General features: G+C 66.5%; 14 protein-coding genes. 5 read left to right on the top strand and 9 right to left on the bottom strand.

All coding sequences use genetic code 11. The features are described 5' to 3' along the window. Positions 1-2: 2 nt before the first annotated feature. The 3 genes from drmB to H613_RS24365 are packed head-to-tail and all read right to left on the bottom strand — an operon-like array spanning position 3 to position 6,153. Positions 3-1,844 (bottom strand): DUF1998 domain-containing protein, encoded by a 1,842-nt coding sequence (drmB, locus tag H613_RS0104640; protein WP_026922897.1) that lies wholly within the window; start codon positions 1,842-1,844, stop codon positions 3-5. Beyond that, on the bottom strand, positions 1,841-4,960 hold the full coding sequence (locus H613_RS0104635) for a helicase-related protein (protein WP_026922896.1): 3,120 nt from the start codon (positions 4,958-4,960) through the stop codon (positions 1,841-1,843). The genes drmB and H613_RS0104635 overlap by 4 nt, the downstream gene beginning before the upstream one ends. Further along, the gene (locus H613_RS24365) at positions 4,957-6,153 is read right to left on the bottom strand and encodes a sigma-70 family RNA polymerase sigma factor (RefSeq protein WP_156925825.1); all 1,197 of its coding nucleotides are present in this window, start codon (positions 6,151-6,153) and stop codon (positions 4,957-4,959) included. The genes H613_RS0104635 and H613_RS24365 overlap by 4 nt, the downstream gene beginning before the upstream one ends. A 134-nt stretch (positions 6,154-6,287) precedes the next feature. Between H613_RS24365 and H613_RS0104625 the strand changes: the two genes are divergently transcribed. After that, a complete protein-coding gene (locus tag H613_RS0104625) occupies positions 6,288-8,180 on the top strand; it encodes an ATP-dependent nuclease (RefSeq protein ID WP_026922895.1) in 1,893 nt (630 codons plus the stop codon). Between the two features lie 81 nt (positions 8,181-8,261). Here the strand turns inward: H613_RS0104625 and H613_RS30645 are convergent, their stop codons facing one another. Continuing rightward, a complete protein-coding gene (locus tag H613_RS30645; protein WP_156925824.1) occupies positions 8,262-8,810 on the bottom strand; it encodes a hypothetical protein in 549 nt (182 codons plus the stop codon). A gap of 52 nt (positions 8,811-8,862) precedes the next feature. Here H613_RS30645 and H613_RS0104615 point away from each other — a divergent pair, with 52 nt between their 5' ends. From H613_RS0104615 to H613_RS0104600, 4 genes are all read left to right on the top strand, one after another. Further along, the gene (locus tag H613_RS0104615; protein ID WP_026922893.1) at positions 8,863-9,144 is read left to right on the top strand and encodes a hypothetical protein; all 282 of its coding nucleotides are present in this window, start codon (positions 8,863-8,865) and stop codon (positions 9,142-9,144) included. A 162-nt stretch (positions 9,145-9,306) separates the two neighbouring features. Next, positions 9,307-10,218, top strand: a complete 912-nt coding sequence (locus H613_RS0104610; RefSeq protein WP_026922892.1) for an ABC-three component system protein — start codon at positions 9,307-9,309, stop codon at positions 10,216-10,218. A 4-nt stretch (positions 10,219-10,222) separates the two neighbouring features. After that, positions 10,223-10,471: an ABC-three component system middle component 6 gene (locus tag H613_RS0104605; protein ID WP_026922891.1), complete on the top strand. Its 249-nt coding sequence runs from the start codon at positions 10,223-10,225 to the stop codon at positions 10,469-10,471. Between the two features lie 59 nt (positions 10,472-10,530). Then, complete coding sequence (locus tag H613_RS0104600; RefSeq protein WP_156925823.1) at positions 10,531-12,195, top strand: ABC-three component system protein; 1,665 nt, start codon at positions 10,531-10,533, stop codon at positions 12,193-12,195. On the opposite strand, the gene H613_RS0104595 is transcribed toward H613_RS0104600, so the two are convergent. From H613_RS0104595 to H613_RS0104575, 5 genes are all read right to left on the bottom strand, one after another. Beyond that, positions 12,182-12,481 (bottom strand): hypothetical protein, encoded by a 300-nt coding sequence (locus H613_RS0104595; RefSeq protein WP_026922889.1) that lies wholly within the window; start codon positions 12,479-12,481, stop codon positions 12,182-12,184. The genes H613_RS0104600 and H613_RS0104595 overlap by 14 nt on opposite strands. After that, positions 12,478-12,780, bottom strand: a complete 303-nt coding sequence (locus tag H613_RS0104590) for a hypothetical protein (RefSeq protein ID WP_026922888.1) — start codon at positions 12,778-12,780, stop codon at positions 12,478-12,480. Before H613_RS0104590 ends, H613_RS0104595 begins: the two co-directional genes overlap by 4 nt. Continuing rightward, complete coding sequence (locus H613_RS0104585) at positions 12,777-13,088, bottom strand: hypothetical protein (protein WP_026922887.1); 312 nt, start codon at positions 13,086-13,088, stop codon at positions 12,777-12,779. Before H613_RS0104585 ends, H613_RS0104590 begins: the two co-directional genes overlap by 4 nt. Positions 13,089-13,549: 461 nt before the next feature. Continuing rightward, a complete protein-coding gene (locus H613_RS24360) occupies positions 13,550-13,738 on the bottom strand; it encodes a DUF397 domain-containing protein (RefSeq protein ID WP_035736238.1) in 189 nt (62 codons plus the stop codon). Beyond that, the gene (locus H613_RS0104575; RefSeq protein ID WP_026922886.1) at positions 13,735-14,553 is read right to left on the bottom strand and encodes a helix-turn-helix domain-containing protein; all 819 of its coding nucleotides are present in this window, start codon (positions 14,551-14,553) and stop codon (positions 13,735-13,737) included. Before H613_RS0104575 ends, H613_RS24360 begins: the two co-directional genes overlap by 4 nt. Between the last annotated feature and the right edge of the window lie 142 nt (positions 14,554-14,695).

Genomic DNA, 14,695 nt, shown 5'->3' with positions numbered 1-14,695 from the left:
TTTCACTCCACGGCTCGCGCGGCTGCGTCTCGGGCGAGGTCGGCGAAGCCCTCGAAGAATCCGGGTACGCCGTTGCCGCCGATGAGCAGCGAGCGGTCGAGCAGGGTGTTTCCCGTCTCGCAGCTGGTCTCGGGCAGGAGCACGCAGGCATGGCAGGCGGCGCGGTTGAGTCGTTCGTAGCCTTGCCCGGTGTGCTCGAGGCACAGCGGGTCGGACGAGCACCAGGCGGCGGATTCGACGGTGCGCAGCAGCGTCTCGGCCAGACGCGGCGGTTCGCCCTGGCGGACGAGCCCGCCGAGGGTGCCTTCGGCGTCGCCGGCCGCGGTGTAGATCAGCAGGCCGTGCTGCCCCTGCTCGGCCCTGCCGTAGATCCGTTCCCTGAGGCTGGCGGTCGTATAGCCGGACTCGAAGGACAGGGTCCGGATCAGGAGGTGGGCGAGGGTGTGCAGCAGGATGAACCGGGGTGCCAAGGAGCGTCCCGCGGCGGCCTGCAACCTGGTGATCTGGAAGGAGCGTTCGAGGTCTTCGCTCATCGACGCGACCCGCTTCCTCACCTCCCGATCGGTCTCCCAGTCGGCGAGCAGCCCCGGATCGAGCGAGAGGAACACCCCCTCGCCGAAGACTTCGACCGCCGGCAGCCAGGTGCTTCTGCGGGCGCTGTTCACCGGCACCTGCCTGGATTCCGGGGAGAACCGGCTGAATCCGGAGAGGACGCGCACCTCTCGGAGCCGGTTCGCCAGCACCACCCGGCCGATGCGGCGGTCGAGCTCGCTCCACATCGGTGCTGTTGCCGCATCGAGCCCCAAGGCCGTGGCCTCGATGTCGAAGTCGCGGCTGAGCCTGGGCTTGGCTGCGGTGAAGGCGGCCCATTCCTCGCGGCTGAAGTCGGGCGGCGCGTCCGCCGGCGATTTCGGGGTGCGGTCGGCCGCCAGCTCTCCCCGTTCCTGCACCAGGAGTTCGTCGATGAGGTCCTCGGGGGCGCCGGTCTGGGCGCTGAGGGTCGCCCGCAGTGCGGTGACGCCACCCGGATTGGTCAGGCCGCATAGGTGAATCCACAGGTCGTGGCCGCGGACCTTGTCGGCGAGCGGATGCGGACCCACGTCTCGGCCCGCTGCTTCGGGGATGTCGAGTGCCGAATGGACGGTCGGGTAGTAGAGGTTGCCGGCGTTTCGCTGCACGACGAAGGTTCGCTGGTCGCACGGTTCGGCGTCGTATTCCCAGGGGTTGCGGCCGAGGCAGCGCATCCCGCTGCGACCGAGGATGCCCAGCAGGTTCCGTTTCGCGCCGCATCCGGTCGCCTTGCATGCGATGTCGAGCGCTTCGAGACCGAACCTGCCTTCGGTCACGGTGAAGCTGAGCGGCCCTTTGGGGTTCGGGCATCGAACGGGCGCGCCGGTTGCGGTGTCCCAGTGTGCCCACCAGCGCCAGTCGACGTCACTCAGGTGGCCGTCGCGGCAGATCTGGACCCACCGCATGGGCGACAGGACCGGTGTCCCCGGGCATTCACGGCATTGCGGGGCCACACCGGGCGTCTCGTCGCGGATGCTCCAGCGGACCATGCGGCGGCAGGCGCGGCAGAAGAGCCAGCCGGGGAAGCGCACATAGGGTGCTCCCTTGGTCATCTGGGAATCGAAGCGTTCGTTGAGTGTGGGCGGGGCGGCGTAGAACCGGGCGACGCCCAGGCGCCGGGCCAGGCGCGGCGCCTGGACCTCGTTGGGCTCCTTGGGCCGCGGCCAGTGCTCGGTTCCGGCGGCGACGAAGGACTCGCCGTTGATGTCGATGACCGCGCCGACGCCGAACGGCACGACGGTCTGGGACTGCCTCACTCGCAGCATGCGGGTCATTTCCAGAATCCTTCCATCACGTCGACTCGGCATTCTCGGTCCACATTGCGCATCGAATGCGGCGTTTCCCAGAGTCCGAGCGGCTGCTCGAAGTCTTTGAGCAGCCTCCGGTGCTGCTTGGTCTTGCTGTGGTAGTAGAGTTTCCGGCCCTCCTCGCGGGCCCGGTGCGCTTCGGCGGCCCAGGCGGCGAGCAGATCGTCGAGATGTGTCCGGACGGCGGCGGCGTCGTCGGGACTGGACTGCGCGGCCCATCCGGCTATCTCGGCCGCGAGCAGCTTCGCCTCGTCCATCCGCTCGATGATCTCGCCGGCCTGCTCGTCCTCGGTCATGCCGAGCCGGTGGCGGACCAGTGTCACCAGTGCGGCGTGCAGGGCCCGCAGGCGCGAAGGCACCGACCAGGGGGTGAGGCTGGTCGGCTCGACCTGCCGGTAGAGCGAGCGGTGGTAGACGCCGAAGGACTCATAGTGCGAGCGGTCGCGCGGCCGCGTGGCGTTGAGGAAGGTCAGGACCAGGCCGGGCACGCGGTCGCGGCCGACGCGGCTGGTGGCCTGGATGTACTCCGAGGTCGTCTTGGGCTGGCCGAGCATGAGCATGAGCGCCAAGCGGCCCACGTCAACGCCGACCGAGAGCATGTTGGTGCAGGGCAGGAACGAGACGGCCCGGGGGTCGTCCCACGGTTTGGAGAGCCGGTCGAGGATGCCCGGCTGCTCGTACCGGTCGCGGCGGCTGGACAGCTCCTCGACCGCCGATTCGTGCAGTTCTCGCCCGGCCCCGTGCTCGGCGAGCCCGCGGAGCTCGGCCGGGATCTCGTCGGAGGCCGCGGTCACGGTGCGTCCGAGTTCGCGCAGGCTCTGGTGGTAGCCGACGAGGGTCCAGTAGTCGTCGCGGTGGGCGGTAGGGAGCTCGGCGGCGCCTTGGAGCATCGCGGCGGCGATCGCGACGGTGGCTCGACCGGCGGTGTGGCCGGGCGCCATGACTCCCAGGTAGCGGCGGCCGGGCTTGTGGCCCTGTGCCTTCGTGTCGGTGTCCTCGACCGCGAAGTAGGAGTCCCGGGCGTCGAGGCCGGCGGGTGGGAAGAGCTGGACGTCGGAGCCGTACAGCGACCGGACCTGGTCCCCCGCGCGCCGGATCGTGGCGGTGGAGGCGACGACTTTCGGCGGCGTGCCTCCCGACGAGCACAGCCCCATGACCGCCGCCTCGTACAGGCCCACGGTGGTGCCGAGCGGTCCGGTCAGCAGGTGGAGTTCGTCCTGGATCACCAGGGACGGCGGCGCGTTGCCGGTTCCGGCCCCGAACAGCTTCCCGGCCTCGTGCTCCCAGGCGAGGCGGGCGAACTTGTCGACAGTGCCGAGCAGGAAGGTCGGCGGCTCTCGGTAGAGGTCCTGGTCGACGACGGCGATTGGCAGCCGGTCGTGGAAGCGGCACTCCGTCCTCGGGCAGAAGAACTCGCACGAGTCCGCTCCGGCTCGCACGCCGTAGTCGCGGTCGTCGTCGGAGCGGTACGCGGGCATGATCCTGGTGCCGCACCACGGGCAGCGGTCGAGGATGAAGCGTCCCTCGGGTTGCACCGCGTTGCGTTCGCCGTGGAACGCCTCGCGGGCGTGTTCGTAGGTGTTCGGGGTGGTCTGCTCGCCGACCCACAGCCCCAAGGAGAACTCGTCGTCGCCGAGCACGGCGGGGTCGTCCCGGCGGAGGGCCTCGAGCGCGCAGACCGTGGCCGCGGTCCGCTGGAACTGCTGCGTGGTGAGCAGGCTGAGCGTGTAGCGGCTGAGGACGGCGGTCCCGCCGCCATCGGGTCGGCCTCGCCGCAGCAGCATGGTGAAGGCTGCGAGAAGCAGGTACGCCTCGGTCTTGCCGCCGCCGGTGGGGAACCAGATCAGATCGGTGACGCCGCGGTCGGGGTGGCCGGGGTCGACGGTGCCGTCGAGGGCGAGCAGGACGAATGCGAGCTGGAACGGGTACCATGCGGCGTCGCCGTCGATCTCCGGTTCGAGTTCGACCGGTTCGGTGCGGTCGCGCAGGCTTCCGCCGAGGTCGTCCCTGCTGTGCCGCATCTGGAGTGCCATGGCGCGGTTGGCCAGCCGGAATGCCCGCAGGACCTCGGGCCTGGAGGGATCGCAGAGGGTCCGGACGCCGGACTCGATCCGATCCACGGCCCGGCCGATGCGGTCGAGGATGCGCCCGGCCGCTTCTTTGCCCCATGGTGGAATGTCGGCTTTCCGCTGCCATCGGTACCAGTCCCGATAGAACGCGGCGAAGCCTTCGAGTTCGGCACGCAACTGCGTCAGGGGCACCGCGGGGTCGGCGAGGTGGGCGATGTCGAGCACCGGGCTCTCGGCGCCGGCGGCTCGGACGGCGGGCACGTCCGCCTGGGGCATGAAGGTCGCCGAGAGACCGGTGACGGAGCCGAGGGCGTTCGGTCGTTCCTCGACGGCGCATCCGTTGCCGACGGCGTAGGTGCGGACGTGCCGGTACTGGAGCCGGAGCTCGTGTTCCTCGGGGTCGGTGCTGACCAGCCGAGCGGAGGGGTACTCGAGGAGCCGACCCTCGATGATGTCGACGTCGAGTGTGACTTGGAAGAGCATGTCGTCCCAGTGGTCTTTGCCGTCGGCGGTGATCGCGCTGTTGACCAGGGAGACGGTGATCAGTTCGCCGGACCCGCACGGGCGCCGCACGATGCGGAGCTCGCCGCGCTGTCCGAGCACGTCGAGCAGGGAGGTCCCGGGACCGATCTTGTAAGTCTCCTCAGGTAGGGACTCGCGGTGCCAGCGCCGTGAACGCCCCTTCTCGATCCGGTATCGGGCCGCGCCGCAGCGGACCTCGAGATCCTCGGCGTCGGTGTAGAAGCTGATGCCGATGGACGAGGGTAGCCAGACGTTCGATTCGGGGAGGGGGTCGGTCGCGGGATCGACGTCGTCCTGGCCGGGTTCGGCTCCGAGGCCGTCGAGCACCTCGGCGGCCCGGTCGAGTTGGGTGTGGAGGTCGGCGTCCTGCGGGTAGAGGGTGCCCATGAGGTAGCGGCTGTCCGGCGGCCCCTCGATGGTCTCCTGCTCGCCGTAGGCGGGCCCGATGAGTTGCCGCCGCAGGTATTCGGTGAGTTCGTCTCTGGGGTTCAACAGGGGTCCTTCCGGTTCCGGTCGGTCTTTCGGGGTTTCGCGGTGCGTGATTTGGCGAGCTGGAGTTGGAGCGCGGCGTGCGGATTCCCAGGCGATTCCTGGTATGCCTTCCGGAGCTTCTTGAGGGCCGAGCCCTTGATCTGGCGGATGCGTTCCCGCGTGACGCCGAAGGCTCGGCCGAGCCGGTCGAGGGTCTCTTCGTGGCCGTCGAACAGGCCGAGGTTCCGGGTCAGGATCGCCTCGTCGCGTTTCGGGTAGAGCCTGAGCAGTCGTCGAATACGCTCGGCTTCAGCGTTGGCGATCGCCGGGATGTCGGCACCGGTGTCGGTGTGCCATTCGCCGACGAGTTCACCGAGGGTGGCGCCGTCAGAGACCGGCTTGTCCATCGAGACCACCGACCAGTCGAATCGCCGCACCTCCTCCGCTTTGGCGACGGTCCAGCCGCAGGCGGCCGCGAGTTCGGCCACGTCGGGTTCGTGGCCGTCCCGGCCGAGGCGTCGCTCGGCGCGGCGGAGCTTCGAGAGGTCTTCGGCCGCGTGGACGGGGATGCGGATGGTTCGCGCCTTGTCGTGGACGGCGCGCTCGATCGACTGGCGTATCCACCAGGTCGCATAGGTCGAGAACTTGTTGCCGAGGGTGGGGTCGAACTTCCGTGCGGCCCTCATGAGGCCGCCCATGCCTTCTTGGGCGAGGTCGTCGTAGCCGAGCGCCGGGTAGTCGTGCGAATAGGACTTCAAGATGGCGTGGACGAGCTTCTGGTTGTGGAGCACGAGGCAGTCCAGGGCCCGCCGACGGACATCTCCGGGCGGCAGGCTCGACAGCTCCTCACTGGTGGGTTCGATCTGGATCTGTTCGGAGCCGCCGCGCAGCAGGATGCTGAGGCCGACCTCTTCCTCGGCGGTCAGGATGCGCCTGTCGGGCCGGCTGCGGCGCCGGTCTCCGTCCATGACCCGGTGGGCCGCCGCGATGGCTGCTTCGTAACGACCGGCCTCTTCGGGCACCACGGTCACGCGGCGCCGCAGTGTCGCGATCTCGGCTCCCGAGAGGCCGCACAGTTCGGCCACCCCGGTCAGGACGCGTTCGGTGACACCTCCCGCAGCGTCCGCGTATCGCGAGAGCAGCCGGGTGACGACGGCCAACCGCTCCTCTCCTCCGAGCCCCGGACGGGCTTCGACGGCTATGAACTGCGCCAACGCCTTTGCCCTCCCGCATGCAGCAATTCCGCCCTGTGATGGGAAACATTATCACACAACCTGGGTTCACTATATACACACAAATCTTGCTACCTTGCCCGCATTGATCCACCTCTCGGGAGGAGAGTCCGCCGATGCGACTCAGCGCCGTCCACATCCGCAACTTCCGCTGCATCCAAGACCTGGAGATCCACTTCGACAAGGTCACCGTCCTCATCGGTCCCAATGACGCCGGCAAGTCCACGGTGCTGCGAGCGATCGACTGGTGCCTCAACGGCTCTCCCGGCGATCTGAGCAACGAGGACGTCTGCCGATACACGAAGGAGGACGACCCGGCGATCTCGGTGGAGCTCCGGTTCGCGGACCTCGACGAGCAGGATCGCGAGGCGATCGACGAACGCCTCCTGTCAGACGACGGCAAGGCGCTCACGCTCCGGCGCACCTGGTCCCACAGCGCGGAGGAGACCACTTGCATGGCCATGGCGTACGAGCCGTTCGAGTACGTCCGCGGCCAGCAGACTCCGGACGGAAAGAAGAAGGCGTATCAGCAGTTTCAGCAGACGCATCCGGATCTCGGTCTCCCCGATGCCGGTACGGCGCCCAAGGTGGACCGTTCATTGCGGGACTGGGAGCTGGCTCATCCCGGGGAGCTCACCAGGACACCGGTCAGAGCCACTGAACTGATCGCGAAGGGGAAGCTCAGGCGGCGGTTCGACTACGTGTTCGTCAGCGCCGACCTCCGCACCCGCGATCAGCTCAAGGAGACCAGGAGGACGATCCTGAGCCGGTTGACCGAGCGGATCGATCGCTCCCCCGCCACGGAGAAAGTGCTCGGCGTGATGACCGGAGCCCATCGCAGCTCCAGCACGATCGTGGAGAAATACCTCGGGCCGCAGATGGAGGAGATCAGCACCAGACTGAGCAATGAGATGGCCGAGTTCCGCTCCGGCCATGCGATCAAGCTTCGTCCCGGAGTGCTCCAGCAAGAACCGGACATCAAGATCGAGGTGCGGGTCGACGACGGGACCATCGACGTCCCCATCGACCGCCAAGGGCACGGCTTCCAGCGCACGGTCATGCTCAGCGCCCTGAAGCTGCTCGCCTCGTCCGCCGGGCGGCAAAGCGGCGGGCCGTCCGTCATGCTGGCGTTGGAGGAGCCCGAGACGCACCAGAGCAACGTGCAGTCCCGCCAGCTCGCCTGGTCGCTTCGGCGGGCGACCGAGGTCGGCGACTCCGACTCCACGGTGGTCTTCGCGACGCACAGCCCGATCTTCGTGGATCCGCTGCGGTTCGAGGAGGTACGTCGCATCTGCCGACCGCGCGCGGACGAGAACGTGAGCTGCGCGAGCCGTGTCAGGACGGCGCTCCCTGACGCGGTGTTCAAGCGAGTCGGCGACTACATGGAGCGCGACCAGATCGAGGTCCAGCTCCACACGCTGCTCACCGAGCAGTTCGCCGAGGGCTTCTTCTCCGAAGGCGTCGTTCTGGTGGAGGGAGAGACCGACAAGGCGGTCATCGAGGAGGCGTCGACGGAGACGGCGGGCCCGCTCTTCAAGTTCGGCGTCTCCGTGATCAACGCCTATGGGAAGTCGAACCTCATTCTGGCGCAGGCAATCTTGGACGACCTCGGCATTCCGGCCATGACCGTCTTCGACTCCGACCGAGGCAACGCCGACCGGATCCGAAAGAAGGGAACACCCAAAGCAGAGGAGGAAGCGGTCGCCGAAGAGAACAAGGCGCGGAGGGAGAACGTCAATCTTCAGAGGTATCACCGGGTCACCGCGCGGCAGGACTTCCCCGCAGGCCGCCTCGGTGACCGCCTCTTCGCGTGGGACGACAACCTGGAGCAGGTGCTTCGCGACTGGACCGAATGGGACCGCGAATTCGAGCGCGTACGGAAGGAGCTCCACGACAGCAAGTGGAAGCGGCCCTCGACGTACCGCCTCGCGACGAGGAGATGTGAAGGCGAGCTGTGCGCGTCGCTGCTGGAGATCCGCAGCATGGCGCGGAGTCTCACCAAGGTCTAGCGGCCCTCTCGGTTGGACTTTGCCGGCAACCGGCCGGTCATGGCGCTGAAGCCGCCGTCATGACCGGCCGTTGCGGCCTATTCACTTGTTATCGGAAGCGGGCCGTGACATGGAGGCGAGCAGAACCGTGGCGTTCAGCACCGAAGCGAGGTGCTCGGCCTGTGTCGAGGTCATGATGGTGTTGTCCAGGAAAATGTCCACCGACTCAATGCCCTCCCCGATGTGTTCGCAGGCGCATACGTCCACATGGACCGTGTTCGAAGCTCTCGCGCCATCGTTTGACTTGACGACCATGTCCAAGCCTTCCGAGCAGTGGAACCACATCCCTTCCTTGATCGCGTTGCCGTCCTTTCCAATGTGGTCGATCGCACACCATGGCGGGCAGTGAGGCCCGAAGATCTGCCGACAGGAATCCCACGAATCTCTGTCATGGATGGAGCAACTGAGCGCCCCATCGACATGGGCATCACGATCGAGGACGGTGCCGGTCCTCTCGCACCGCACACAGAACGGTTCGGTCTCGTTCGACTCGGGATCGGCCTCCTCACTGATTCGGGATTGGACGACCGAGGCGGGTTCGGTCGGGTTCTCGGGCTTGGAGGCTTTGGCTGGGGTGTTGGTTGGTGCCATTGGACTCTCCTTGCGTTGATCGGCACGCTCAACAGAAGGAGCGTGCGGCGCGGTGCTGGTGACAGCCGAGGTCCAGAAGTCGCCCGAACGGGGGACGGAAAGCAGCGACCTTCATGACAGTCATGGCACCGGCACGGCGATACTCGGAGGCATGCCGAATCCCTCCGAGAACGCAGGCGTCACTGCCAAACCCAACGCGAACCCCGGCAAGCAGGACGAACTCGTCATCACCGTGCCCGGATACGTCGCAGTTCACTACATCGGCCGCGGCGTCGATGAATCCGGTCGGCCCGCCACGCACATCACGGTCGCCTCGATCCGCGAGAGCGACTGACCGGGCAAGGGCCGATGGCTCCCGCATTCACCCGTTCCGCACCCAAGGCTGAAGCCGTGGCGCCCCGATTCTTGCGCTGGACAGCCCAGAACCCCCATGCCACAATGGGATTACTTTCCGCATCCGGTTGAGCACGCTACCCCCGCGCGTTTGGAGTCTCTCATGGCCGGTCAAGCGAACTACGACCTTCTCGCAGAAAGGCTGTTCCACACCACGCTGGATACGACCACCGACACGTCGTTCGAGGTGCTCTTCGGCCGCTTGATGACCTATGCCGAGCCCGGCTTCGCACCCGTGCGTCTGTCGGCCGATCACGGGGCCGACGGTCTGGACTACTGGAGCGGCAAGCTCTACGCCTGCTACGGCTCGACCACCGCCGACCCCTACAAGGCCATCGCCAAGTTCCGCAAGGACTTCGAGAGCGCGTGTCGTCAGCGCCCAGGCGAGTTCTCCGAGTTCGTCTTCGTGCACAACGACGCCGGAGGCTCACACCCCGACCTCACTCACGCGATCGCGCAAGCCGCGCTGGCTCAGCCGTCGATCAAGATCACCAACTGGGGGCGGGGCCACCTCACAACGCTCTTCCTCGACCTGGAGCAGCACCAGCAGGAGCGCGTCATCGGGCGCGACATGGACGCGGTACTGCTCTCTCGCGTCGGCATCACCGAGGTCGCCGACCTCCTTGAGAATCTCGCGGAGCCCGTCAGCGAGCTCGATCCCGACGACATGGGAAGTCTCCCTCTGCCGAACCCCGAGAAGCTCGACTTCAACGAGATCACGGGTTTGGAGCGTCGGTGGTTGCAGAAATCATGGAAGCACACGAGCATGGTTCGGGACTACTACGCGCTCCACCGCGACCCGTTGGCCGCCGAGGCACTCGGCTCGCGCTACAGGCGCCTCCGGTCTGACGGCTTGGTCCCGAACAAGATCGTGGAGAACTTGAGAATCTACGTGACGGGCAGCGCCACCTCTGCCGAGCACCACCTTGCCTCATATATCGTCCTGGCGTACTTCCTTGAACGCTGCCACATCTTCGAGAATCCGCCTGCTGATTTCGCCATGAGGGGAGGCTGACCCCATGCTCCTGCCGAACCGCTCGGTCAGCCCGCAGCGAGCCCTGCTGTCGGTGGCCGCACAGATCAGCCTTCAGCTCGATGCCCCACGGACGGTCTCCGAGACGTGGGCCCGGCTCAGAGAGTGGCGCGAGGCCAACGGCTTCGACCAGCCGATCACCTTCGGCTGGTTCCAGCTCGCACTCGACATGCTGTACGCGCTCGGGCTTGTGGGCTTCGACGGCCGTACATTGCGTCTCACCGGGAAGCGCTGATGCTCCAAAGACTCAGCGCCGACTACCCCGAATTCAAGGACTTCGAGTTCAGGCCCGGCATGAACCTCATCGTCGCCGAGCGAACTCAGCGATCGCAGTCGACCGACAGCCGCAACGGCACCGGCAAGACCAGTCTCATCGAAGTCCTGCATTTCCTGCTCGGGGCGAACGCCGCAAAACACCTCTGCTCCCGCGAGGTGTTCCGTTCCATGGTCTTCAGCTTGACACTGGACTGGAGCACACCCGGTGGGGCACTGGAAGTCAGACGCCGTGGTGGCGCCAAGCGCGTGCAGATCGCTCCGCCGCTTGAAGGCCGGGAATTCCACGGCATAACGGGTCTGGACGACTGGAAGTCCGCACTACAACGGGAGCTGTATCCGCAGAGTCTCGATGTCGAGGGGTTGTCGGTACGCAACCTGCTGAGCTATGCGATCCGCCGCGAACGCGACGGTGGCTTCCAGGACCCGCTCAAGTTCTCCACCAAGGCGATCAAGCAGACCGTCTTCTCGACGCATCTGGCCTATCTGCTTGGACTCGACGCGAAGCTCATCGACCAGTACCGGGCGCTGGCCGAGAAGCAGAGCTCGGTGACGGCCCTGAAGCAGGCGCTGAAGGGCCTCGACCTGGGCGAGGTCGTCGGGGACCAGGCCACGATCGAGGGCAGGGCCCGCCTGCTCGGCCACGAGATCGAGCAGTTGCAGGGTCAGATAGCGCAATTCCAGGTCATCCCCGAGTTCGAGCGCCTCAAGAACCAGGCCGACGAGCTGACGACCGAGATTGAGCGCCTGGCCCGCGAAGACGAGATCGACCAGCGCAACGAAGCCGACATCCACGACTCGCTCGAACGCGAGCGACACCCCTCGGACGACTACCTGCCGACGGCGTTCCAGGAGCTCGGCGTGGCGCTGCCCCGTGAGGTCCAGCGCCGCTACGACGAGGTGGAGCAGTTCCACCGGGTCATCGCCGACAACCGTCAGCGGTTCCTCCGAGACGAGCTCCAGGAGACCCGCCGACGGATCGAGCAGCGGCGCCGTCGACGCGAGGAGTGCGACGAGGAGCGTTCGGTGATCCTGCGGAGGCTCAACCAAGGCGGCGCTTTGCAGGGCCTGCAGATGCTCCAGCATTCGCTCGCCTCGAAGGAGGAGCAACTGAGGTCGCTGCGAGAACAGACCGACCTGCTCGACCGTATCCGGAACATCCAGGACGAGGTGCAGCGCGAGCTCTTGGAGCTGAAGCGCCGCGCCCACGACGACCTCCGCACCCGCGACACCTACATCTCCGAGGCGTCGCACTTGTTCACCGACTACGCCCGCCGGATCTACTCGGACAGCCGAGAGGCCTTCCTGACGATCAAGGAGGGCGCGAAGAATCTGGAGATCCGGCCGCACATCGAGAACGACGAGAGCAACGGCATCGGGAACATGCGGATGCTGTGCTTCGACCTCGTGTGTACGGTCATGGCGCATCGTGGCGGACGCGGGCCGGACTTCCTGGTCCATGACGGTCGCCTCTTCGATGGCGTCGATCAGCGCCAGGTGGCGTTCGGTCTGCGGCTCGCCGCCGAGGTGGCTGAGGCCGAAGGCTTGCAGTACATCGTGCCGATCAACTCGGATGTGCTCGACAAGGGCCGCGAGTGGGGATTCAACCCTGACCCGTACCTGCTCAAGCCAAGACTGACCGACGCCGACGAGAGCGGCGGGCTGTTCGGGTTCAGGTTCGATTGAGGCGGGCGCGAGCCTGGCGGATGACGCCGATGGTGTTGCCGTAGACGATCCTCGTCCACGAGTCGGTCGGCGCGATCCAGCCGTCGCGCCAGGTCGCGACCGGCGGTGGGGTGAATCTGTCGAGGGACTCTACGGCCAGGATCTCGTAGGGCTCCTGGACGCCGTCGTCCAACATGACCGTGACGCGGTCCGGGTGGTGCGGATCGTCGCCGAAGACGGTGAAGGTCAACGACTTCGCGAAGGCGAACCGGCCGAGTTCGTGCGGGATCTTCGGATCGGTGCTCATGCTCGTGCCTCCACAGTGCGGTAGTAGGTGACGGCCGCGCTCAGCAGGGCGGCTCGGGCCTCGGTGGTGCCGGCCCAGGGCCGTTGCTGCGGGTTGACGAGCAGGAGCGGCCTGGACGGCTCCGGTCCGATTGCGACGACCACACCCACGTCAGTGGGTTCGGGGACGTCGAGCTGGACGACGACGCGGCCGTTGCGGAGGTCGGCCCAGAAGCGGACGGCGCGGCCTTCGATCACGGTGTTCCCCCATCGGTGCCGGCCTTCGGTGCGGACCGGTGACGGCGTCGGGCGGCGGTTCATCGGCGCGCCTTCGAGCGCAGGGCCGCCGGGGTCGAGGCCAGGGCGTGCCGGATCCAGAGCGCGGCGACCTGTTCGAGGATGAGCATTCGGCCTTCGAGGTCGACCAGGGAGGCGTGGCAGGGTTCGAGGTGCAACCGCGGGTCGCGGTCGAGCCCCGCCACGACGCCGAAGCGGGAGCGTAGGTCGAGGAAGTCGATGGCCACGCCGTCGCCCAGGCCGGGCCAGGTGACGGCGGCGCGGCGGCCTTCGATGTCGATTTGGCCGAGGCGAATGATCGCCGGGTCGGTCGGTGACTCCGTGGTCGGCATGAGATGGCTCCGTTCGAGTCGATCGAGATCGGCGGAAGGGAGCCCCACCAACGGCAGCGCCGAGCCGCTCCCTCCCGCCGAATCGACGCGCCCCACCGCGCGCCGACCTCTTGACCGTAAGGGAGCCAGGTGATGATTCCAAGCCTTTGAACTGGTATTTAATCCGGCTCAACAGAGCACTATGCACAAAGGGGCCAGGTTCAGCAAGAGCCTTGAGCAGTATCGTCGAGAGGTGTCGACCATTGGCACCGGAGCTGAGGCGGTCTCACTGGGTGAGGCGTGGCGGGGATAAGCCACGGCCGGCGGGACCCGTGTTTCACGAGTCTCGACGGCCGTTGAATCGATGCGGTTTGTCGGATACTTGGCGCTTGCGGCTCCTGCCGTTGGTTGCCTGTGTTACCCGGCCCTCGGGCACCCGCTCGGGTTGTCAGCACCGGGAGGTGTGGGGGCCGATCGCCGGTTCAGCGTTTCGCGTTCTCCAGCAGGGCGACGAAGTCGTCCTGCGACAGGCCGAAGACCGGGGAGTCCTCGGAGAGCTTGGAGTCGCGAACCTGGAACCCGGCCTCGGTGGCACGGGCCTCAACGCAGTCGCTGCCAGCGTCGCCGTTGCCGGACCGGCTGGACTTGCGCCACTTCGCTGTTGTGTTCACAGATCGAAATCCTTAATCGGTATGGCCTTCTTGACGGACTCTTCGAAGTCGTTCTGGAAGGAAACCACCATCTCAGGCACCTCCAGGTAACGAGCCCCTTCCAACGATTCTAGGTACACCGTCTTGGGGAACTCCCCGCCCTCGAACTCGAAGATCCGGAAGGCGGTCCCCGCACAAGGGTACGATCCGGCCTCGAAAGGAACGACCAAAAACTTGAACAGCGAGAAGTCCCGGTCGAGCTGCTTGAGGTGTTCGACCTGCTTCGCCATGACCTCAGGACCGCCGACTTGTCGGCGCAGTGCCGCCTCCGAGCTCAGGTAGACGATCTCCGGCAACCATGGCCGATCCATGAACTGCCGCTGTCGATCCTGCCGGAATCCGGCCGCGCCTGCCGGTCCCTTACGGCTGGGGGCGTTGTCGTCTCGGATGGCGTCGTTGTAGTCCTCGGTCTGGAACAGGCCGGTAACCAGCTCTGACTCGCAGATCATGATCTTGGATGCGGTGAGCTCCATTTGGAGGAAGGTGTAGAACGCCGAGGGAATCTTGAGCGAGTGGAACATGTCCGGTGTGTCTGAAGCTTCAGCGAGCCGGACCAGGTTCTCCTGCTCCTCAGGGCTAAGACCGTAGATGCGGGCGAAGCCGAGCATGTCGACCCACTTGACGTGAGGAGCGCGGGCATGTTCGAGGTCTCGGATCTTGGAAACGCTCATCCCAAGCTCGTCTGCTGCCCGTTTGTGGGTGTACTTGGCACGCTTGCGGTACTGCACGAGCAGACGGGCGATCTGGATGCTGGTGAGGAACGGGTTCACGCTCATGACACGCATGGTGACAGAAGCACTACACACGACACAACCACTGAGACGGCGTTTCCGACAAACGAACGCTCGTAAGTCGAACCGTAACCCCAGTTCTGTCGCCAATCCGACATCAGCGATTCGCGGGACCGGTCGGTACGTC

This window comes from Glycomyces arizonensis DSM 44726 (genome assembly GCF_000482705.1).
In the GTDB taxonomy this organism is placed as follows: domain Bacteria; phylum Actinomycetota; class Actinomycetes; order Mycobacteriales; family Micromonosporaceae; genus Glycomyces; species Glycomyces arizonensis.
This window is presented reverse-complemented; position numbering and strand designations above follow the sequence as displayed.